The organism is Arenibacter hampyeongensis, assembly GCF_002909255.1.
Taxonomy (GTDB): Bacteria; Bacteroidota; Bacteroidia; order Flavobacteriales; family Flavobacteriaceae; genus Arenibacter; species Arenibacter hampyeongensis.
The window spans coordinates 219,651-243,766 of the sequence record NZ_PIOB01000005.1 but is presented as its reverse complement, the minus strand read 5'-3'; the positions used below and the strand labels follow the sequence as shown (position 1 = coordinate 243,766).

17 protein-coding genes are annotated in these 24,116 nt (G+C 39.9%); all 17 read right to left on the bottom strand.

The features are described 5' to 3' along the window. Positions 1-9 precede the first annotated feature (9 nt). A complete protein-coding gene (proB, locus tag CWD91_RS14155) occupies positions 10-780 on the bottom strand; it encodes a glutamate 5-kinase (protein ID WP_103441610.1) in 771 nt (256 codons plus the stop codon). Between the two features lie 3 nt (positions 781-783). Next, positions 784-1,590 (bottom strand): pyrroline-5-carboxylate reductase, encoded by an 807-nt coding sequence (gene proC / locus CWD91_RS14150; RefSeq protein ID WP_103441609.1) that lies wholly within the window; start codon positions 1,588-1,590, stop codon positions 784-786. Between the two features lie 395 nt (positions 1,591-1,985). Beyond that, a complete protein-coding gene (locus tag CWD91_RS14145) occupies positions 1,986-2,543 on the bottom strand; it encodes a helix-turn-helix domain-containing protein (protein ID WP_103441608.1) in 558 nt (185 codons plus the stop codon). Positions 2,544-3,033: 490 nt separating this feature from the next. Then, a complete protein-coding gene (locus tag CWD91_RS14140; protein ID WP_192877676.1) occupies positions 3,034-4,593 on the bottom strand; it encodes an endonuclease/exonuclease/phosphatase family protein in 1,560 nt (519 codons plus the stop codon). A gap of 168 nt (positions 4,594-4,761) precedes the next feature. Further along, positions 4,762-5,766 carry a metallophosphoesterase family protein gene (locus CWD91_RS14135; protein WP_103441606.1) on the bottom strand — a complete coding sequence of 335 codons (1,005 nt, stop codon included), beginning with the start codon at positions 5,764-5,766 and terminating at the stop codon, positions 4,762-4,764. 17 nt (positions 5,767-5,783) lie between these two features. Then, complete coding sequence (locus CWD91_RS14130) at positions 5,784-7,019, bottom strand: NAD(P)/FAD-dependent oxidoreductase (RefSeq protein WP_103441605.1); 1,236 nt, start codon at positions 7,017-7,019, stop codon at positions 5,784-5,786. Positions 7,020-7,090: 71 nt separating this feature from the next. Then, on the bottom strand, positions 7,091-8,032 hold the full coding sequence (locus CWD91_RS14125; RefSeq protein ID WP_103441604.1) for an alkaline phosphatase family protein: 942 nt from the start codon (positions 8,030-8,032) through the stop codon (positions 7,091-7,093). 57 nt (positions 8,033-8,089) lie between these two features. After that, on the bottom strand, positions 8,090-9,334 hold the full coding sequence (locus tag CWD91_RS14120) for an MFS transporter (protein ID WP_103441603.1): 1,245 nt from the start codon (positions 9,332-9,334) through the stop codon (positions 8,090-8,092). Beyond that, positions 9,335-10,414, bottom strand: coding sequence for a zinc-binding dehydrogenase (locus CWD91_RS14115; protein ID WP_192877675.1), 1,080 nt, complete (start codon positions 10,412-10,414; stop codon positions 9,335-9,337). A gap of 175 nt (positions 10,415-10,589) precedes the next feature. Further along, positions 10,590-11,852, bottom strand: coding sequence for an MFS transporter (locus CWD91_RS14110; RefSeq protein WP_103441601.1), 1,263 nt, complete (start codon positions 11,850-11,852; stop codon positions 10,590-10,592). Between the two features lie 74 nt (positions 11,853-11,926). Further along, a complete protein-coding gene (locus tag CWD91_RS14105) occupies positions 11,927-13,039 on the bottom strand; it encodes a 2-aminoethylphosphonate aminotransferase (RefSeq protein ID WP_103441600.1) in 1,113 nt (370 codons plus the stop codon). Between the two features lie 66 nt (positions 13,040-13,105). After that, positions 13,106-14,533, bottom strand: coding sequence for an aldehyde dehydrogenase family protein (locus CWD91_RS14100; RefSeq protein WP_103441599.1), 1,428 nt, complete (start codon positions 14,531-14,533; stop codon positions 13,106-13,108). A gap of 18 nt (positions 14,534-14,551) precedes the next feature. Then, positions 14,552-15,769: a phosphonoacetate hydrolase gene (phnA, locus tag CWD91_RS14095; protein ID WP_103441598.1), complete on the bottom strand. Its 1,218-nt coding sequence runs from the start codon at positions 15,767-15,769 to the stop codon at positions 14,552-14,554. A gap of 86 nt (positions 15,770-15,855) precedes the next feature. Continuing rightward, positions 15,856-17,508 carry an alkaline phosphatase family protein gene (locus tag CWD91_RS14090; RefSeq protein ID WP_103441597.1) on the bottom strand — a complete coding sequence of 551 codons (1,653 nt, stop codon included), beginning with the start codon at positions 17,506-17,508 and terminating at the stop codon, positions 15,856-15,858. 123 nt (positions 17,509-17,631) lie between these two features. Further along, the gene (locus CWD91_RS14085) at positions 17,632-19,350 is read right to left on the bottom strand and encodes a LamG domain-containing protein (protein WP_103441596.1); all 1,719 of its coding nucleotides are present in this window, start codon (positions 19,348-19,350) and stop codon (positions 17,632-17,634) included. Positions 19,351-19,370: 20 nt separating this feature from the next. Further along, entirely contained in the window at positions 19,371-20,864 is a 1,494-nt protein-coding gene (locus tag CWD91_RS14080) for a SusD/RagB family nutrient-binding outer membrane lipoprotein (RefSeq protein WP_103441595.1), read from the bottom strand. An 11-nt stretch (positions 20,865-20,875) separates the two neighbouring features. Further along, positions 20,876-24,073, bottom strand: a complete 3,198-nt coding sequence (locus tag CWD91_RS14075) for a SusC/RagA family TonB-linked outer membrane protein (RefSeq protein ID WP_103441594.1) — start codon at positions 24,071-24,073, stop codon at positions 20,876-20,878. Positions 24,074-24,116 lie beyond the last annotated feature (43 nt).

Genomic DNA, 24,116 nt, shown 5'->3' with positions numbered 1-24,116 from the left:
TTGCCAATGCTATACCGAAATCTTGGTTCCTACACTCTTTCCTTCAATAATATCCAAAATAACCCTCTTTCTTTTTCCATTGGCTATATACGTCGGAATATTTTTAGAAGCGGTTTGTTTTGCGATATTAAGTTTGGAGCCCATACCGCCTCTACCTTCTGCCTCACCCTTATCTATTGTCTTTATATACTGTTCCACATTCTGGTTAATGCTTACATGTTTAATGACCTCAGTATCCTTATCATCTGGATGGCCAGTGTACAAACCTTCCGTATCCGTGAGTATAATCAATTTATCCGCCTTGGTGAGTTCCGCGACCAAACTGGCCAACTCGTCGTTGTCCGAAAACATAGAATTGGTAAGGGTTACGGCGTCATCCTCATTGGCAATAGGCACCACTCCTTCAGCCAGCAAACCTTCATAACAATTAATCATATTATCGCGATGATTCCCAGGATTAAAGTCGCGTTTCGTGGCCAATACCTGGGCACATTTCATTCCATAATCTTGAAATATGTTGTAATAGTGTCTCATCATCCTAGGTTGCCCAATGGCCGAATAAACCTGTCGTCGAGTTGCCTTATCCGTAATTTGGCTCTCGCCCATCACTTCCATTCCCGCAATTACCGATCCGGATGAGACCAATACCGACATTATATCACGTTCGTATAATTCTGCAATCTGTTGTACCAAATGATCAAGAACAGGCTTTACAATCCTATTGTCCTTATTGGTCATTACATTGGTACCAACTTTTATAACTACTCTCTGTTTATACATATTTTATTTTTCCTTTCCCAGCTCCACTGCCCGGTTAAAAGCAGAATAGGCCGCTTCTTTTATAAGTTCCTTTACATTATTATCTTCCATAGAATCCAATGCCGCCCTAGTTGTTCCTCCTTTTGATGCCACTTTTTCCATCCATGAATTGGGAGAAAGGTCGGATTGATTAAAAAGATCTACGGCCCCTTCAAATGTATGACTCACCAACATCTTGCTGTCATTTGCCGAAAACCCCATTTTTAAAGCAGCTTCCATCATGCTTTGCATAAAATAAAAAACATAGGCAGGCCCACTTCCAGATATTCCAGTGGAGGCATCTATAAACTTTTCGGAACTGACCAAAATTGATTTTCCAGTAGTGTCCAATAAATTCTCTATGGTCAATAATTCTATTCTCGATACCTCATCCGAAGCCGTATATGACGTAACCCCTTTTCCAATTTGGGCGGGTAAGTTAGGCATAGCTCTGACAACCTTTTGAATCCCGAGTCCATCTTGCATGGATCTTATGGTTACCCCTGCCATAATTGAAATCACAATTTGTCCTTCATTGACAAGGTTTTTCATCTTCCTCAATAAATCCTCACTATGGTAAGGTTTAACAGCAATAAAAATAAGATCTGCCTTAGGTACGCAATCCTCTAAATTTTCATGCACTTCAAAATGTAAAATCTTTTTTAAGGACAAGGTCTTCTCTTGGGAACTGTCCAAAATCATTAAATTTCTTTTTTTAAGTAGTTTTGATTTTGACATGGCCTCCGCGTAGGTCAATCCCATGTTCCCCGCCCCAATTACTAATACTTTCATGTATTGTTTTTAAGTTATACTTTATTTACAACCCACTAGGCACAATAACCGTGCGATTACCGGCTTATTGATATAGAGTTTAACTGTTGATATGGCAATACCATAGTTAAAACTTATACCCAAGTGCCAGCCGTTGCTATAGCTGGGATTCAAGCATTTATAATAATGGAGGGGAATTATGATTTTGGCCAACAGCAATTAATAAAGCCGTTTTGGAACCTGACAAAATGCTGTAATTGAACTGTAACGGAATAGATAACGAGCCAAACAGTGGGTTTGGCATGTTTAAAAAATCCGGACTTGTGAACGACCCAGTCCGAGATTAAACAATCAATCAATTTTTGGAATGATATTATAATCATCCCCACCTTAAAACAATGAAGAACTAAAGGTATTTAGTGTAAAAAGTAAATTTTTAACATGATGGCCTCCTCATTGAACTCATTGGAAACCCCGTGAGGAATGGATCCATCAAAATACAAAAGATCCCCTTTTTCCAAAAGAACCTTATCTTTTTTGAGCAAATAATTCACCTTCCCGCTAAGAACATAAATCAATTCATTGGCATTCGTAGAAATTGGTTTCCGATATGCTCCAGCGGACACATTAACAATATACACTCTAATACTACTATCGGAAGAGGTACTTGAGAGCAAATGGGTATATTCCAGATTAACGGAATCTTCCCGTTCTTCCTTGGTCCCCATGCCATGTTTAATCACTATATAATCTCCTGAAACGTTGGAAGACAAGTCCAATTCCGATAAATCTATGCTAAGTGTCTGCATTATTTTTAAGAGTACGGGAAGGGATGGCGTAGTTCTTAAATTTTCTATCTTGGAAATAAGCCCAGCACTAACGCCGGTTCTTTTCGCCACTTGTTGCAAGGTTAAATCTCTTTTTTGACGGGCCAATTTTAATTGCCTACCAATATTTATAAGAATATCATCCATTTAGCTACTGTTGGTCATTAACTAGCAAAGTACTAGCCACAATGTGGGTTATTATGCAAAAATAAGCAATTATTTTTGGCAAATTGGAAACATAAAGAAGATGCCCTTAAAGTAATTAGGAACATCAACTAGTTATTTCCCCATTACAGATATTTTTTTACCAATAGGAAGATCGCTTACGAAAGTAAATCCCAATAATTTTGAAGTGGTTTGCGCTATACCAGCCTAAAAAAAATTTCTCTTTATCAATCACGCCAGGCCTTTCTATCATTGGCCCCAGGACACCAACCAAGTTTAATCGCAATGTGGCTCAATGGTTCCTTATTCTGTACATTTATCACCTATAAGGGGTCCAAAACCTGGATTGGACCCCTTATAGGTGATTTTTTCTTTTTAACGGGATCCATTTGAAGGGGTATCCGTAAAGCAGTTATCGGGCTATCAATAAAATGGGCAATAAAAATCTACACTTTATCATATTTGTAACGTATTATTTAATTTGAAAAACTGTTAAAACCGCTGCATGGTCCGAAGGAAACATTATAGGGTGATAATCGATGACTTTCGATTCTATTGGAAGCAACCCATTTCCTTTGTAATATATGTAATCTATTCTGTCCCTAAGACCATATTTATCAGAAGAGGTCGCTGCCCTAGGGGTCCATGTAAACCCTGGATCAAGTAAGGGGTTGATGTGCAATTCACGATAACTATCCTTAAAACCGGCTTGGAACATTGCCTTACTTTCAGGCCATTCCACTATTTTTCCATAATGTATATCCTTGGTTGCCCTTGTCCAATCAAGGTGCGATCCCATATTAAAATCCCCGACCATAATTACTGGAGTTTCATCAGAATTTTTTAGATATGGAGTTATATTCCTTAAAATTTCCTTTATCTCTCCGTGGCGCGTCCCTTCCTCATCTGCGATTAAAGCCTTGGGGGTTTTGTTTTCTTTTATAATACTATTACTGTAGTCAGGTAAATAATGCAACCAGGTATCAAAAAATACCAATTCCTTTGAGCTACCAATATTTAATAATACCCCTCCAAAATTAAAAGGTTTAAACTCCGTAATCGTTTCTGTAATCGGATAACGACTCATAATGGATAAGTTGGAACTTATTAGATAAAAATAATACCCCAAGGCATCTGCTATTTCTTCACCAGATCCATACGTTTCTATAAGGCCTATGAGGTCTGCATTAGTAGCCTTTATAGTCTCTATTACCCGTTGCAAGCCTACCTCCTTTCCATAACGGTGTCCTCCATGCCAAATATTCCATGTTAAAACCTTTAAATGCCTGGGACCCATGACCTCTATACTTTTTTCCGTAATGGGATTAAATTGGGCATACAACTCCTTAACTGTTTCGGAATTTATGACCGTATTCCATACTTTTATCTCATCCAAATACCCATTAAAAGCATTCCATTGCCCGTTGGAGCCGTATTCCCATTTCTCATCCGACCCGCCAATAACGGTCGAATATTCCGATTCCAAACTCTCTAAGCCAGGGGTATTATAGATGCCCACATTATTCCCGTCAAAATAAATCCACACCTCATTTCGGTCCCTATCAACCGTAAAGAGGATTTGATGCCATAATCCGTCATTAATCTTTTGCCTTTCGGCCGTTGGCTGGTAATCAAATCTATTCTTGCCATCATTTAGAACCAATGCCCATGCCCCATTTTCTTTGGTATAGATTTGCCATCCTTCTTTAGTGAAATCTTCAGCAATTTTATTTCCAACAATAGGTGTTCCCATGGGTGCTTTGGGCAAGGTTTTGACCCAGATTTGAATTGAAAAGGAGGACTTTTCACTAAAATCGGGCAACTCTCCTTCTTTCAATAGTACCGGCCTTCTCAGCGAGGCATTGGCGGAAAGGTCCAGGGACTTTCCTGTTAGCCCCTCTGCAAACTGGTTTTGCTGAAGATCAACCATATAAACAGCATTATTTTTGGAAACAATTTGCTCCTCAAATCCGTGTTCGTCAAAATTCATATATAAAGTTGGTTCTTGTGACTGGGCTGTACCCAATATCATAAGTGTAATAATTGACAGGGCAATTCTTAATCCCAACCGCTGTACACTTTTAAAGAGATTGACTAAAACCCGGATAAGGCGGATTGATTCCTTTCGTTCTATGGCAGTAAATTTGTTATTCGAATTAATTAAACTACAGTTATTATTTATAAACACTTGAACCATTCTTTACTTTTTATTTTTAAAATCTAATTTTCTATTACTAATGGAGGCCGAGAGCCTTGGAGCGTCTGGATGTTTCTTTTCCGCAGGGGTCGGATGCATAAATTGACTTTCCCTTCCTTCAATTGAAATGTGGCCAGAGGGATCTAGTGTCAAAAAAGCGAAAATGGAATCCTGATACATAGCCCTACTGCCATCTGAACCGTAGTCGCCACCAACATAATAATAGGAAGCACTGTTCATCTGAAAATAATGAACGTTGTTAATATAACTGTGGTCGTCCACATGATGATGTCCGCAAAAGCAGGCAATTACTTTTTGGTAATCCGTTCTATTATTGGCATCATCTATTACCTTTCTAACGGCAAACCTACTTGGGGACGACCAACCATCCCAAATTTCGTCAAAGGCCTGATGGGAAATAATAATGGTTTGCTTATCCGTTTTTTCCAAATCCTGTTTCAGCCATTCGATCTGTTCTGGATTCACCAAACTTCTATTCGCCTGATCAATATAAAAATTGGCGTGGCCATAATCCTCGTAATTTCCATCCTTCATAATATAGTTCCCGTCCATTACCACGAAATGAAAGTCTCCTTTATCAAAGGAATAGTAATTATTCTTCATTCCAAAAAAATCCATGGCATCCTGTTTGCTTCCCTTATCCATATCATGGTTGCCCAAAACATGGTATTTCTCCCCCTTATAACTGTTCCAAAGATCTATACATTCATTTGCCTCGGGTGTTGGGTGACAAAAATCGCCCCCTTGGATTATAAAATCCAATTTACGGGAGGAGGCCTCCTTTATAAAAACTTCCAAACGTTCCAAACCGTCTGCACAAAATCCATGGTGTATATCTGTTATAAAGCCAATCTTAACAGCTTTACTTATACCCACTTCCTTTTTGGGTGCAAAAGCATATGCACCTGCAGTCCCTAGACCTATGGCCGCAGAACCCATACTTATGTTCGCAATAAATTTACGTCGTCCTTTATTTAGATTTTGCATTTTATCTTTTTTGTCATTTAACCACTTACTTTATTAGATCTGGCATCAGCACATTTTTTAAGCCAATCTTCCCCAAAGGGATCTATTTCCCCGAACCTGGCAATTTCAAATTCTGAAAAATCCAAGGGATTGGACCTACCGGCTGCCATTTCCGCAATCCCCAAGCCTACACCTCCTGCGACCGATATTCCCGCCCCGCAGCATCCAGAAGCCACCAGAAAACCTGTTGATCCAGGAACAGCTCCCAATACCAATTGGGAATCCGGGGTGTAGCCCGAAAATCCAGCCACGTAATATTTAATCCCCATATCATAGAAGGCCGGAAAAAAACGGGCTAGTCGCTCACCGTTTTCAAAAAGATCGTCCATACCTTCATCTGCACTAAAAACAAAATCTGTAATATCATTGGGAACTTCTTTAGGGGATGCCACTAACGACTTTTTTTCACGAATCCCAAAAAGCAAACTTCCTCCCTCAGGACGGGCATAAGCCTGAGCATCTGGGAGCAGTACCATTGGAGAATCTGTTGGAAAAATATCGGCGCGCTCGGTAATCCAATATTGACTTCTCACTGGTGCCATGGGAAGTCCAGACCCTATTTCCTTGGCGAGAATGGGAGCCCATACCCCAGCGGCATCTACCACAGTATCCGCATATATTTCCCCTTCAGTGGTCCTTACCCCTTTAACGTTTTTGCCTTCATGTATCAAACCCAAGACTTCAACCCCTTGTCGAATTTTTGCACCATATTTTCTAGCGCACCTAGCAAAGAATGTCCCCAACATATAAGGGTCACAATAGGCTTCATTGGGTACAAAACCTATCTTCAAAGCCTCGTCCAGCTTTAGCCAAGGGGCCTTTTGTTGTGCCTCCTCTTTGGTAATATAGTAAGCCTCTTGTTTATATTCCTTGGCAATCATCATAAGGTTCTCCAAATCCTTGACCTTGGCTTCGCTGGCTGCTACATGCATCATACCAACCACCTTAAAATCCAATGTTTCCCCAAGTTCCACTTCCATTTCCTTGGCCACTTTAAAAGTTTCAATGGTTAATGGAATATAGGATCTTTTGGACCGGACCATGGTCATTAAGGCAGCAGCTCTACTGGTAGCTGCATTGTTAAGCTCGTTGCGTTCTAACAGAACTACTTCCTTTCCTGGATTATTTTTACTGTAGTAATAAGCAATTGCACAACCAAATATACCACCACCAATTATTACTAAATCAGTCTCATGAATCGACTCACTTTTCATTGCACTCTAATTTTAATTAACCTACTAAAAATTTATAATATTCCAATAGCGGAGGATACTATAAATGCGATTTACTTTTCATTGGATTCAAAAATGGACATGGGTACTTCCCCTGTCCAGGAAAGCGGAACATTCCTACAACCAAAAAGATGCGAGATAGTCATAGCTGTATTTACTGAATTATTGGGCTCCTTCAATCTTCGACCCTTGCTTATTCCAGGACCTGTTATGGCCCAGGGCACTTCCAATTCCTGGCGTGTTATACCTCCATGGCCGCTCTCCGGTACTCCACCGTGATCCGTAAAAAACATAAAATGGGTATCCTCATAAAGTCCTTCTTCCTTAAGCTTATTTATAAATTCCCCGATATGGACATCCACTTCTTCAATAGATGTAATATATTCCGGGGACATCCAACCATGATTGTGGCCAGCGTGATCTGTATGCACAGAATAAAGAAATACCATAGTAGGGTTGGACTTGTTCCTTTTGATAAAGTCTAAGGCCCTTCCATAATTATTTTGATATCCATCATTTTCTTCAAAACTTACAACATCCAAATATCGTGGATTAAAAGAATTGATCAATTCTGCCCAATTGTAATAAAAAGCTGTTTTTACATTTGGCACGCCCTCCTTCAAAATTTTAAAAATAGATGGATAATAACCCTCGCTATCGGTTTCTACTGCCGGCAAGATTACCTTATCCAATTCCCAGCCATTACTTAATACCCCATGCTGCTCAGGGCCACTTCCTGTAAGGTGGGAAGTCCAATTGGGCAATGTTACGGATGGCATTACATTCCTTGTATTCAAGGACAATACTCCATCTGCCATTAATGCATCCAAATTGGGATGTTTTGCAGTATTATAACCATCAACGCTAATACCATCTAACCCAATTACAACCACACGTTTCGTCAATACATTAAATTCCTTGGTTTTATCTTCGACTTTACAGCCAGCCATTAGTACCATTATTGTTAAAACAACGAATAAATACTTCTTTCCCATATTGCTATTATTTTATTTAAAAATTTGATTCCACTACTACTAAACATTATTACCAAATTAGCGTCTAACGAACCTAATAATTACTGAACTAATGAAGCACATTACAGCTGTGGCCACAAAAACAATATTCTGTTCACCTCCTACATCCACTAGATATCCAATAAAAGGCTCCCCAGCTCCTGCAAACCCATAAGCAAATGTATTCATCACCCCAACTCCAGTACCGGACCTCTTAACGCCCAGCAGATCTGGGCTCAACGGCCAATAACAGGATTGAGGGCCATATACTAAAAACCCCGCCGCAAACATTAACATTAGTCCGCCAAATAAGTTTTCCTTTGGAATAAGGTATACCAATAAAATAACCAAACCGGCTAGACCCATGGATAAAGCTATTGGTTTTGATCTATTGGATTTAAAGACACGATCCGATAATTGGCCAAAGAAAATTGTTCCCATAGCCATGCCAATAGGAAGCGCTAATGCAATCCATAAATTCGTAGATTCATCCAAGGTGGTTCCCAAATAATAAAGAGGCACCCAGACCAAGAGACCGTACCTTGCCATATTCTGAAAGCCAATGGAAATACATGCCAAAATAAATTTTTTGTTCAACAAAACCACTTTGTATCGTTCAATCGAGGTTTCTTCCTCCTTTATGCCGATTAATTCGGTATCTTCCTGAAGAGCGGGAAAACCAAGTTCCTCCGGTTTGTTCCTCACTACAAAATAGAAAACGGCACATCCCAAAAAAAGCAATAGTACGGGCAATCTAAAAAGCCATCTCCAGTCCAATTCGTAGATATCCAACATTATAATGGATAATAAATAAATTAGGATGGACGAACAGCCAGCCGCAAACACATAAAATCCAAATGCCTTACCCCTTTCTCTTTCTCCCCACCAATTTGCCACAAGACGACTTCCTGGAGCCCAACCCAAAGATTGACAAAAACCATTTAAAGCCCAAAAAACTATTATCATCCAGTAGGCGGTAGCAAAACTTGTTGCCCAGTTCATGATTACCGAAAGAACGCCCCCAATAACCATCATGCGGCGGGCACCAAACTTATCGGCCAAATTGCCATTAATAAATTGTCCTATTCCATAAGCCCAAAGCATGGCCGCGCCGGCCCATCCAATATATTGCTTTGTAACGTTGAATTCTATTGATATACCTTGTATGGCCCAACCAAAATTCTGTCTACCAGTATAGTAGAACAGGTAGCAGAACATAACGGCGAAGAGCATTTTCCATTGATATTTTCGAAAATTTTCATTTTTGCGTCCAAAATAATCCATTTATAGTTGTGGATTTAACGAGACTCTGAACCAATTTTGTTTTTTTGCCTCCACAATCGCCTCACTGATATTCTCCAAACCAAATGGAGGGCTCACAAGTTCCTCAAATGGAAAGTTCATGTAATTGCGATCTAAAAAGGCAACAGCTTCCTCTAAATGCCAAGGGGCATAGTTATGCACGCCCTTTATACTAATACATTTCCTGATAATTTGTTCTGCAGTTATACTTAATTCTGAATCGGGATGTACCAATCCCACCAATATATATTCCCCTCCCGGGCGTAACAATTCAACCCCTTGTTGAATTAATTCCTTAACACCGGCAACTTCAAAAATTACATCGGCGCCGTCTCCTATCTTGTTCAAGATACATTGAGTTGCTTTAAGCGTATCCCTGGCATCTACGGGGATTGCCCCAAATTTTCTGATCAAATCAAAACGATTTTCATTGACCTCCAGACAGTAAATATTTGGAACTCCCATTTCCTTGAGCAGTGCACAGGCATAAACACCCAATAGACCACCTCCCTGAACAACAACTTTTTTAGGAAATTTTTTGGCTTGTGAAACAGCATTTACCATAGTAGCAAGTGCACAATTGGCGGGAGCAGCAATACTGTTATTTATCATTGCAGGAACCTTTACCAGGTGAGTCCCTTTTCTTATGTGGATGACAGTTGAATAACATCCATTTAGACCACTTCCCTCCGACATTGAGGCATGGCCATATTTAAAAAGTTCATTACATTTTTCGGGAAGTCCGTAATCATTACAGGCCGGACATTTTCCACAGCTATCGGCAATAGTCCATGTTACCCTATCTCCGATTTTAAAACCAGGTCGGCCACTTATGTCAATAATCTCCCCAACAGCCTCGTGCCCAAGAATACAGGGAACATCTTCTTTTCTTTTCCCTTCAATGGTATGCAGATCGGACCCACAAATGGTAGCCAAAACAATTTTCACCAACGCTTCACCAGTATTCAATTTAATTTCCTGTGCTTTTCCCTCAAAACTGAAAGGTTTCCCCACACCGTGAAAAACTTGAAATTTGGAATTAAAAAGTTTAGCTTTTAACATAATAAAAAATAGATTTGACACCGGAGGATATGGCCATTTGCGCCCTTCCAGCATTAAATGATTCTTGATGCCTTAATATAGGAGTCATGAGTGTTGGATATACATCGAATAAATTATAGACAGTCACATTATCAATATTACCAAATGATATCCAAAATATTAAACGTACCCTAAACTAATCCGAACTTTGCTGGTTCCACTTTAAAGCTGCCAACCCCCCACCGATGAAGGACATTACAACAAAAAAGTAAAATAGATTGTCCCACCCGTAATACTCGTTAATTGCCACTACTATAAAGCCCGAGAACATCTGTCCCACAGACCCCATACCATTAATGATACCAGCAGCCATTGCAGCACCTTTGGTACCACCAACATCCATAGAACCAGCCGTACAGATCAAGGAATCCGGCCCGTAAGTGGCTATCCCAATAAGGGCGATACTGATAATGGTCGCTATTTTCCCGTAAGGAACCATATAGGGATGAACTAAACAGGCAAGACCCAACCCTATCATCATTATAGCAACTGTACTAAATCGATTTGATTTAAAGATCTTATCCGAGCTATAACCCGCTAGGATGACCCCAAAAAAGCCTATCAACTCATATACCGACGACATATAACCTGCATCACTTACATCATAATGCAACGCCTTTTCCAAATATACTGGCAACCAGAAAAGAAATGCATATCTGGTCATTTTAAGGATCATATAGCAACTGGAATAGACCCAAAGGGAACTGTTCCTTAGCAACAGGCCCAATATTTTAAGCTTCTCTGCCTTGGCACCCCCTTCAAATTCATACTTATTTTCAACTATCTGAGGTAGGCCAACATCTTCCGGATTGTTTCTTGTAAACATGAGGTACAGGATGGCAATAACAAAGAGTATCAGTGAAGGAAAAATAAAACCTCTTTTCCACCCCAGCTCCGAAAGGAACTCCATATCGAAAGCAACATAAGTAGCAAAAATGGTAGCCAGAAAGCCACCAGTAACATAACAAGTGGACCACCAGGACATAACTATCCCCCGTTCCGTTCTTCTGAACCAAGGGGTCATGTTCTTTATTAACCCACTCCATCCAGTGGATTGGCCATAACCATTTGCCGCTATCAGAAAAACAATCACCCCTGCGGAAAATGTCATTCCTAGAAATAAGTTTCCTATTGCGGCTAAAAACAGTCCAAACGTGACCACCTTTCTGGGTCCAAAGGTATCCGATAGGTACCCATTTACAAATTGCCCAATGGTATATATCAAACTGTACACAAAAATTATAGAAGCGTAATCAGAGTTGTCCAGCCCCAAGTCTTTTTCCATGGAGCTCCAGGTGACCGACAAGTTTTTTCTACCGAAATAAAATCCCGCATAGGCGAGCCAAGTGAGAACAAATATTCTTTTCCTCCAATACTTCTGATCAGCTGTTAAACTCATGGTTGGACTTTACACTTAAATTAAACTTTATTAAGGATAGTAGACATTTAACAAACTATAATCTGTAATGGAGATTAAGTTTTTATAAAACCTATTTGTACAAGGTATTCCTTTAAGACCTTTAGAAAATTTTGAATATCCGTATAATCTATTTGCCCTATATTGGATATCCTGAAGGTATCATAATTATTAACCTTACCTGGGTATATGGTAAATCCTCTTTCGAAGAAAAAATCGTGCATTTCCTCAAAATCATATTTATCATTCTTAGGTTCTATAATGGAGGTGATTATTTTTGAATGATGTTCCTTATCTATTAAATATTCCAACCCCATTTCGCCTATTCCACTCAGTAATGTTTCCCAAGATTTGGCATATCTGGCATATCGTTTCTCAATAGTTTCCTCCTTGGTTTCTATTATGGCCTGTTTTAAGGCATAAAATGTTTGTACCGGTGGGGTAAACCTTGTTTGATGCGTTTTTTCGAAATAGGCGTATTGCGCATACAGGTTAAGATATAAGTTCCGCATTGGAATGGATTCTGTTTCCAACAAAGCTTTTTTACTACAAATGGCAAATCCTATTCCTGCCATTCCCTGAATATTCTTGTTGGAGCTAGCGGCCAAATAATCTATATTCATAGCTTTCATGTCTACAGGTATTGCCGCAAAACCGCTCATGGAGTCCACTATGAAGCTTATATTATAGGTAGCACATAAATTCCCCACCGCCGAAATATCATTCAACAGGCCAGTAGTGGTTTCATGATGGATCATGGCCAAATGGGTCAATCCTTTTTCGCTTTTAATTACTTCCTCCAGGGCCTTTAAATCGATTGGTGCTATGGACGATGATTCAAAAACCACGGTATCCAGTTTATAAATCTTGGTAATCTGACACATACGCTTGCCATAGGCTCCGTTGTCTATGATAAGGATACGACCATTTTCAGGGACTACCGAACTCAATATGGCCTCTACGGTTGCCGTACCCGAACCCCCGAACATAACCGTGGAGTACTCTTTGGGGTCGCCTACAAATTTGGTGATTTCAGTGGCACAATATTCCATTAAATCGCCGAACTCTTTTTCCCTAGGACAAATATCGGTAACTGCCTGAGCCAATTTTACGGAGTCCGTTGTTGTTGCAGGACCAGGGTTCAACAACACATTTCTTTTTATTTGCATGTAATATTTTTTTTCGATTAAGATTTAGACTTACTCAAATAATGATTGAAAAATTTAAATATATCCCTAGGCAATATCCCAAGGCAAGGAATAGGTCTTAACATAGGTATACCCTTTCATCGTCTCTATTACCCCTTCCTTATACCCCAGGCCGGAATCCTTAACTCCTCCAAAAGGAGTCCATTCCAGGCGATAGCTGGGCGCTTCGTTTACATTAACGGTACCCGTATCCAACTCGGTAATTACCCGTTGTATGGATGGCCAGTGATTACTTACCACACCCCCGGACAAACCATATGGAGTATCATTGGCGATATCAATAGCTTCATCCAAAGTTTTGAACCTAATAATTGGGGCAACGGGACCAAAGGTCTCTTTAGCAACTACTTCGTGGGCATTTTGCACATGATCTAAAACTGTTGGGGCATAAAGGGCACCTTCACGCTTATGTCCTGCCAATAATACTGCCCCATTATCTATTGCATTTTGGACACGTGCTTCCATTTCCATGGCAGATTCTTCAGTAATAACAGTTCCCATATCGTTTTCGGCATTATAGGGATCCCCATATTTTAAGGCTTTTACTCGAGTTGCCAATTTGGTGGCATAGGTGTCCGCAATACTTTCGTGAACTAAAATCCTTCTAATGGCCGTACAGCGTTGGGCGGAATTCTTAAAAGTTCCGGACATGGTCACTTCTACCGCCTCATCTATATCGGCATCTTCGAGAATTAACAATGCTGAACTTCCACCAAGTTCCAAAACCAATTTTTTATACCCAGCTTTGGAGGCTATTATTTTCCCCACTCTACTACCTCCTGTAAAGGAGACCATAGTAATTTCGGGATGAATGGTCATCATTTCAGCGGTTGCCTGCACGTCGGCACCATTAATAACGTTCAACATATTTGGGGGCAAACCACAATCCAAGGCCAATTGGGCGAAATAGTAGGCCGACAGAGGCGTCTTCTCAGAAGGCTTCAAAACTACCGTATTGTTGGTGGCAATGGCAGGAGCAATTTTGTGAACCACTTGGTTCATAGGGTGATTAAAGGGGGTAATACAACTAATTAGACCCAAAGGAACACGAGTAGTATATATCCTTCTAGGCTTTCCGTTTTTGGAAACATCGCAAGGAAACACTTGGGAGTCATCGTCCAATGCCTTCATAGCAGAAAAACGAAGCACATCTGAAACCCTACTGGCTTCATAACGGGTATCTTTTAAACAAAGTCCCGTTTCATCGGTAATCATTTTGCTAACCTCATCAACCCGCTCTTCAAGGGCATTGGCAATTTTATTCAATATATCATAGCGCTCATAGCGCGTAAGGGTCATCTTGGAATTTTTGGTATCCGTTAAAACCTTATCCAAGGTTTTTGTATCTATGGATGACACCCTTCCTACCTGTTTCTTGGTAAATGGATTATAAATATCGATCCATTCACCGCTTTTCACCTGTTTTCCATTGATTATACTTCCAAATTCGATCATAACAGTGTTTTAAGTGGTTTAATTAGAAAATCCGTTACTCAAAAAGTGAAACAGATCAAAGTTTCTACTGGTACCAGATGCCAATTTATCATTGTATTCAGCGTTCAATTTCTTATTGAATATCATAGGCACCTCTTGACAGTGCTCTCCACCATGCGAGCGCAAACCTTCCTTCACCTTGTCCAGTTCGTGCCAATCGGGGGTTCTGCCAATAGTAGTAGCAGAATCGGCCAATACCACCAAATCTCCTATTCGATCTCCTGGTAATTCAAATTCTTCCACAGCTTCCTTATTGGTCAGTACCTTTTCAATTCCGTCAAGGGACAACAAATATTCTTTGGCCGCCTTTAACTGTGATTTATCCTCCAAATACAGCGTACCATAGCCACCTAAGGCCCCGTGATGTACTACATAAGGATCTGTTATAGGTAAAATTACCCTTGACTTAATTTTTTGGGCATCCAGAAGTTGTTCTATAAACTGAACCTTTGGACTGCCATCCGGATTGGTCTTGGCCTGCATTCCATGGTCGGCGGTCACCCCAATAATGGCTCCCAACTTGTCCAACTCACCGAGCCAAAGGTCTATTTTTGATAAAAAATCGTTCGCATCTGCACTTCCAGGTGCATATTTATGTTGCACAAAGTCCGTTGTAGTCAGATACATTACATCAAAATGTTCCCTCTTCAACAACTTGGCTCCGGCCTCAATACAATAAACAGAAATATAGGGATCATAGATTCCAGGTCTTTCCTTGCCCATTAATCCTTGCTCAACATTTTCAATGCCGTTTTCTTGCAAAGTAGCCTGATTGGCAAATTCTGCAGAAAAACATATCCCGTCCAGATTATGGGCCAGCATCTTCCGTAATTTATCCTTGGCGGTCACAACTGCAACTTTCCTCCCATTTTTACTCAGTTCAGACAGGATAGTAGGTACTTTTAAATACTTTGGGTCGTTCATCATAACCTCTTGTTGCAGGTCTGTATCCCAATAAAAATTTCCACAAATTCCGTTTACTTTTGGGGTAACCCCAGTGACAATAGCCATGTTATTTGGGTTGGTAAAAGACGGAATAACACTTTTCACCATACCCATAGAACCTTCCTTTATAAAACGTTGCAAATTCGGCATCACTTCTTTGGCTCCTTCATAATATGGATAAGAGGTTCCATCCATACATATTCCAATAATGGTCTGCTTTTGCTTTGGGTAACTTCTGTCGTTAATGTTCATGTTTAAGAATAACTTTGCGTTGAAAATTTATTTTGCACTAAAGTACAAAAATTTTACATATAGGATAATTATTGATGTTAAAATTGTTAATTTTTACATGATTCCTGGATAAGCGATATTCCTTCCAAACCCCAATTTTCCTCAATTTTAATACACAAATGGGTCAGGGCTGTTTTTACTACGTCAACAGTACGTGGTGTATCCTTATAATCATTTACCGTTTCAATGGAAGCAACAGTTGCGTCTTTCCATTCCCCTCCAACCAAAGTTCCGTTTGCCGCTGTTGAACTGGCATCGGTTATTAATGCTCCAGAACCTTCTGTTAATTTCCAATGGCCCTTTAGACCGGTAACCATTGGATGTGTGTCATCCAAAATTTTACATTTCCAGGCATCTATAGTTTCGGTTTCCAACAAACCGTTAAAAACCCTCACTTCGGAAATGTATCCATTATACTTATAAGCATCATTGCCATCCGCGCCAATGGTAAAAGGAAACGTATTGTCTATATTTCCGATAGATGACATATCTGCACTATTCTTTAAAATACCATCAACAAATACTTTTAACAGACCGTCTCTATCAAAAGTGGCACTTACGGTATGCCATTCATTATCCGTAATTTGTCCAGCCTCAACATCTACCCTATTGGTACCATCCCCCACATTTACTTTAAAGTTTTTGGTGCCGGGTTTAAAAGAAAAAACATACCCTGGCAAGATACCACTGTCCCAATCCTTTTTGGCTATAACTCCAACATCAGAAGGTACTTTGCTACGAATTCGGCATTCAATCGAAAAATCTTGGGTAGCTCCAAAACTATAGGCCACATTATCCGGAATGGAAATACTACCATTGGATTCTAAATAAAGCTCCGTATCACTATTTAAACAATTTTCTGCTGGAGGAATCTCGACCGCTGATGTTGTTTTGGCAATTTCGTTATTTGGAATATTGTCCCCACTAACAATCATAAAGATAGTGCGTTCCTCATCTGTATCTCCCCCATGGCTTGTTCCAATACCGCCATGATCAGTGCTTACTATCACGATCCAATCTTCCTTGATATATTCTGGGCGATTTTTTAAAGCAACAATCAACTCCCCTATAGCTACATCAACCGTTTCAATTGCAGTAATATAAGCAGGATTATTGGGACTGAAACCTGAACCGTGTCCGGCGTGATCCACATCATCAAAATGAACAAATAGCGCCCTAAGGTCCTCAACACCAAGTTCTGCTACTGCCTTATTTTTGACATCCGCGCTCGTATCTGCCGTGTTTCTGGTAATATCTACAGAACCTTGAGCAATTTGGTTGTTAATTGGGTGCCACTGGGATACGGATACAGTTCGATTATCGGGATTATTTTCTTCAATTCTCTTAAAAAAATGAGGGTATCTGGTAAAATCAGATCCTGAGAAGGAGTTATCCACAACCTTATGTTTGTCCTGCCACACGCCTGTCAACATTGATGACCATCCGGGCCCACTTGATGTAATTCCTGTATTTCTGGCATCCAAAGAATAGGTGCCATTAGCCATGAGTGCATCCAAATTGGGGGTATTGGCTGCTGTTATGCCATCTGGCCTACAGCCATCTATACCAATAATCAATACTTTTTTAGACTCTGTCTTCACTTCCTCATCCACTTTTAATTCTGACGAATTATTTTCTGAACAGGACCATATTGACATTGCCATTAAACCCATCAATAATTTTACTTTTATAATTCCCATTTCACAAGTAATATATATTTTAATAAAAAGACCGTAAAATTAAAAAGGGAGAAGCATTCAAAGCCCCTCCCTTATTAAAAAACTAACTCAACTCAATTTTATACAACTAGGTTTGTACTGTGATTAATTAAACAATGCCGCAACTTCTATATCCGAAAGTGCATAATCATAGATTACCGTACCTGCAATCTTTCCTTCAAAAAACTGACCATAGTTACTTGTCCCGTCTTGGGCCAAGCGCAATGGATTACCACTTTCTGTATTGCCAACAGCCGCCATACTTGCACTGGCTACTTCCTTACCGTCCTGATACAAGGTCATATTGGCATCCCTATCAAAGGTTACCGTTAGCAGGTGCCAATCACCATCATTAAAGTTGCCATTAAAATCCGTATCTGCTTTGGTCGTTCCATCAGAAGTGGCAACACGCCAGTTGCTACCACGGAAGGCTATGGTCAACCCTTTATTGGATGAGCTGCCCCAGTCTTGATCACCAATCATAACCGGGTCACTATCAGAAGACGTTGTATTCACCCAAAATGAAATTGAATAATCGTTGTCATGTCTAAAGCCCAAATCTGCATCGCTAATTGTTGCGAACTGATCTACACCATCAAAGGTGAAAGTGGACATTTCATTCTCGCTACTAATGGTAGCGCCAGCATTGGCTACCGCTATATTCTTTACAACACCATCCTGCGTCTTCAACTGTACGCCCGTTAAGGGTGTAGAAACACCTGCAACCTGCTGAGAAGACAAAGCGTAATCATAAATAGTAATTTCTCCAATGTTACCTTCAAAGAACTGGCCATAGGCACCGGTACCATCCTGTCCTACACGAAGTGGATTTCCACTAGCTGTATTTCCAATTCCCGTCATACTTGCCGAGGCCACTGAAGCACCATCCTGATACAGCGTCATGCTACCATCACGATCAAAAGTAGTTACTATATAATGCCATTCCCCATCATTAAAGCTGCCATCATAATTGGTATCCGCTTTGGTTACACCATCTGACGTTGCCACACGCCAATTGTCTCCACGGAAAGCTATGGTCAATCCTGGATTGGAAGAGCTGCCCCAGTCCTGATCTCCTATCATTACCGGATCACTATCGGTAGAAGTAGTATTTACCCAAAACCCTATAGAATAATCACTGTCATGCCTAAAACTCAATTCAGGAACATCCAATATCTCTACTTGGTTATCCGCTCCATTAAACTCTACTATTGAGCCATAGGCAGCATCCTTTACTCTTGAAGTCACATTTTCATCAATAGCCAAAGGAATAGTTTCTCCCGTACTCTTCTTTAAATATACAAAAGTATCTATGATGGCATTTGGATCAAAAAACTTTACCTTTTTAATTTCAAATTCCACAGCACCAATAGAACCATCAGTATATAAAATTTCAAATTTAAGGGATGTTTTATCCCCTATTTCCAATAGATTAAGCTCGTCTAAACTTGATGTAAAGCTTTTGGATTTAAATTTATCCCCAAAAGACGGAAAATCTGTCAGAATTTCAAGCACAGACAAATCCGTTCCGGAGAGCACTTTAATTTCCGATGGCAACTTAGAAGTTACTATCGCCAAATCTACAGGCTGACCTTCGGCGTATGATTCTTTCTCCTTGGGGTCATATGTTAATTCTGCCAATTCCTCATCTGTATACTCCACCCCAGTTAATGGATTGGTATGATATACATAAAATTCGAAGTCTTCCAAATACCTTTCATCGGCCCATCCTTCTCCACGGTCTACTGTACAACCGATGAACAAAATGAATAGTACAAACTGAAGCGCACTGGCAACAACCTTAAAGTTCTTTATATTTTTCATTATATTAAATTTTAAATGTATTAATCCTTAAGTAGCCAGATTACTTGATCCCTGTCATCTACCTCAGCACCAAATTGCGCTCTAAGTGCCGCCCGATAATTATCCCTATTATCTGAATCTTCGGAAGTTGGATATGTCCAACGTACAGGATACTTCGTAATGCTATTTTCATCCGAAAAAATATAGGTCGGCACTCCAGTTCTTCTAGTAGTAAAAAAGGATTCCTGATTGGAATTTTCGGCGAATGCCAAATACTTCTGCTCCAAGATCCTGGTCAAACCTGCTGCCCCTGCTATATAAGGTTGCTTTGAGGTTAAATAGGTTGAAATTTCAGCCGCATCCACGCTATAAAACTCCATGGAAGCCGTAACGCCATTATTATAGTGTGCTTCTGCATCTTCAGTTATCCAACCACGCTGAGCCGCCTCTGCAATGTGCAGTTCCTGCTCCCAATAGCTCATGAAAATTCCTGGCTGACCTACATAGTTCCAATATTTATCAAAATGTGGAAATGAGAAATCACCGTCCAATTTTTTTGAGGAGTTCTCAGTTCCATTGGCAGAAATATCTGCACCGGCATAAGAATTAAAATCCGCTCGCACAGCCACCTCATCCGGGTTGGCGTCCAAGGCATCTTTGGTTGGGTCTGCCACTTTCATAAGCCTTGGATCTTCATAGTTTTTAAGCATGTCAATGTAAGTCCCGGCATACACCACTGCATCCCTGTAAACGGCTTGGTCAGGATTATAGGTCTGTCTGAAGCCATCCGCATTGGAATAAGTGAATTGAGCATTGTCCCCCAATCCTGTTAAGAGCGGATATTGTGCAGAATTACTGATGATATTTGCAAAACGCCCTTTAACATTCACATCAGCATCACTTTCCCTTTTACTTAAGGAAATCAATATCCTAATGGTATAGGCATTGATCAACCTTTGCCATTGTTTTAGATTTCCATTAAAGTAGAGGTCCCCTTCCAATATGGCTCCAGGATTATTTGTAATAAACTCACCCAACTCTTGGTTGGCTTCATCCAACCAATTTAAACTTTGAATGTAAACCGACTTTTGGGAGTCATATTTTGGAGTGGGATTATCTACCCCTTGCACTGCTTCGCTCAGTGGAACATCTCCCATCCTCCTTGTCATTTCAAGGTAAGTATATGCTTTATAAAATTTTCCCAAAATGGCATATTCGTTGGCACCGACATTTTCTCCCTCTTCAATCATTTTATCTATGTTCCTTAAGTCTCCGTAGGAAAATGACCCTCCAAAACCACTAGAAAAATTTGGCGAAAAAACATTATCGGTTGCAATCCATAGGTGATATTGCATTCTTTCATAAGTATCCCTGAAAGAAGATTCTACCCCAGGGGTTAATTGGGTGAATATTAAACTCGGCGGAACCGAATTGGGCTGATTGGGGTTTTCCCGTAAATCATCGTATTTTAAACAGCTATTGATTGCCAAAGCCAGCAGCACTAATAGCATTGTATTCCTTAACATATTTTTCATCTTAAATATTTTTAGAATTGAAAGTTTAAGTTAAATCCGTAAGATCTTTGTGAAGGCAATTGTAAATTGGTATCGCCTGTACTTACAGTATAGGTATCCAAATCTCCAAATGTGTCATCCTTGGTCCAATACAAAAGATTTCTTCCTATCAAGGAGATAGAAGCAGAATCTATAAACGTTTTTTCCAACAACTTGGATGGGAGCATATAGGTCAATGATACCTCCCTAAGTTTGGCAAAGGTCTTTTCTATTAAAACATTCTGCCATGCAGCCTTATATCCTCCGGCCCAGGTTTGATAGTCCACTTTATATGTGCTTGGCTCAAAAATCCTGGTGTCCGTTACTATATTTCCATCAGGATCATAGGTTGCCTCACCTGAAACAATGGCTACACCATCAATTTGCATGGTCTTGGCATCCCCACCATGGACATAAGCAATATTTGAAAGCTCTCTTTCTGGGTGAATTGCATCTGGATGACCACCAGCTCGCCATAAGTCCCTTTCATATCGATCGTAGGTAGACCCTCCAAAGCGACCATCTATTAAAAAATTAAGCGATAGATTTTTGTAGGTTAGTGAATTGTTTACACTTGCCGTAAAATCAGGCTGTGTATTTCCTTGATTTACAGGGAAATCAGTAATTTTAGGAAGACCATTAGACTTAATAATCAATTGACCGTCCGGCGTCCTTTCCCATTCGGAATACCAATAATCCCCTATAAGCGCGCCAACTCTTGTTCTACCTTCATTTTCCTGCGGGGTTCCATCAGGCAATGGAGGCAAAGAAATTAAGTACTCTTTAGATTTATCAAAATTAACGATCATTGACCAATTAAAATTATCGGTCTTTACTGGCATAGCATTGATGCTAAAATCCATTCCCCTTCGTTCTGTAGTCCTACCATTTAATCGGATACCATCATATCCTGAAGAAGATGAAAAAGGCTGTGTATAAATTTGTGGCCCAAATTCATTTTCGTAATAAGAGAAATCAATACCAAATCGGCCTTTGAACAACTTCATCTCAAATCCATATTCAAATGAATTTGTAAATGAGGGCTTTAAATTAGGGTTTTCCAAGGTTCCGGGATAACTGGCCGTAGGCAAATCCCTAAGTCTACCGGTACTATACGAATTAGTAGCCTCATAAATACCCAAATCTCCACCTACCTGAGCATAGGCTGATCTAAGTTTTAAATAGCTAATGGGCTCTGGTAACTCAAAAATATCGCTAAGTACTGCACTCATATATACCGATGGATAGAAAAATGTGTCATTTGCGGATGGTAGGGTGGAAGATTTATCTACCCTTCCCGTCATCCCAAAAAACAATTGATTTCTATAGGAAAAATCAATCGCAGCATAGGCACTGTATACCCCTTTATACTCTTTACTACTTGTGGGAGTTACCTGGTCAACCGAATTGTCCAAAGTAAAAATTTCAGGAATAATTAATTGGGTAGTACTCGCACTCTCGTTTTCTATCCTTAAATATCTCTGGTTGCCCCCTAAAGTTCCATTTAAACGAACTTCGTCATCAAAAAAATCATCATTATAGGAAATCAAAAAATCCGTATTGTTCTCAAAATATCGCGTAGCATTATATCTAAATCTACCTCCTCTATCCGGTATATCATAATTATATATGTCCTTGGAAATTTCCTCATTATTGGTCAGGGAATACGAATTTAAGGTTGACCGAATAGATGCACTTACCTTTTCCGAAAGTTTAAAATTTCCCTGTAGATAGGTTAGAATGTCATTCTTTGTCCACGGTTTTTTCCAATAATGTGATAGGATATATGGATTATTATATCTCCAATTCTCCACAAAATTTTGTTTGATCCCTTCTTTACCGGGAAGCCAAATATTATCACCATCAAAATTACGGACATCAAAATTGGCACCTCCCCAAATGCTTAAAAGGTAAATTGGTGAAGTTGGCCCATAAGTCCCCCTGATCCTATTGTCCGAATATTGATAATTATACTGTAGTGATCCATCTATGTTAACAGCATCAGAAAGAATCAGGTTCCCTCTTAATCTAAAGGTATTTATATCCAAACGCTGTCCTGGTGTTGAAGCTTTGGCGTATTTATAGCTATTGGAAATTACAAAACTGCCTTTATCAGAACTCGATTGTACGGTTACGTTATTGGAGGTAACCATACCCACCTCCATAAAGTTCTTCAAATTGTCATCCCCCCTGGAAATCCATGGTGTAGGTATTCGCTCACCTGTTTCTGGATCAATAGGTGAATCGAATTGCTTAACAAGCCTTCCGTCAAATTTTGGACCCCAAACAGAGTAATCAAAATCGTTAACACCTCCACCACCGGCTGCGCCAGTGCCAAACTCATATCTTCCTGTATTTCCAGGTCCATATTGTGTTTGACCATGAGGTATCCTAAGAAATCCACCTTGAAAAGTAGTTGAAGAATTAAAAGAAATCACTGTTCCATCTACTCCCTTTCCTGATTTCATGGTTATTTGAATAGCTCCATTTGCACCCAAGGAACCGTAAAGCGCGGAAGCTGCCGCACCTTTTAAAACGGTAATATTTTCAATATCATCCGAGGCAAGGTTCCAAAAATCACTGTTTGGCTGAGGTACACCGTCTACAACTATCAACGGCTTTTCACCTCTTAAATATATCTGGGGATCGGAAAAGAAATCCGAACCATTACTTGTTACAGTTACACCAGAAATTTTTCCTGTTAAGGATTCCACCACATTCGGTGCAATTGCCTTTTGCAGGGATTCACCTGTTACTTCTTGGGTGGCGTAGCCCACTCGCCTTTTTTCCTTCCTGATTCCCAAGGCAGTTACTACGACCTCCTCCAAGGCATTGCCAGCAGTCAAGACAATTTTCAGTTTGTTTTCAAGGCCTAAAACAATCTCTTTGGTCTCAAAACCCACGTAAGAAATTACCAGTGTACTTCCAGAAGCTACTTCTATACTGAAATTTCCATCAAAATCGGCAACCACCCCATTGGTAGTTCCTTTTACCAATACGGACGCCCCGGACAAGGGCAAACCATCTTCGTCCACAACGGTACCGGTGATTTGTTGTTGTACGCTTACCTCAATAAATAGTGAGGAAGTTCCCTTCGCTTCAATGTTCGAATTCAACATGTTGGCGGATAAGATCTGGGCTATTCCAACGGAAAATAACAGCCCCAATAATTTAGTTTTTCTTTTGTTCATTGTTGGTTTATTTAGTTAAATAAATCTTAATATAAATTTACTT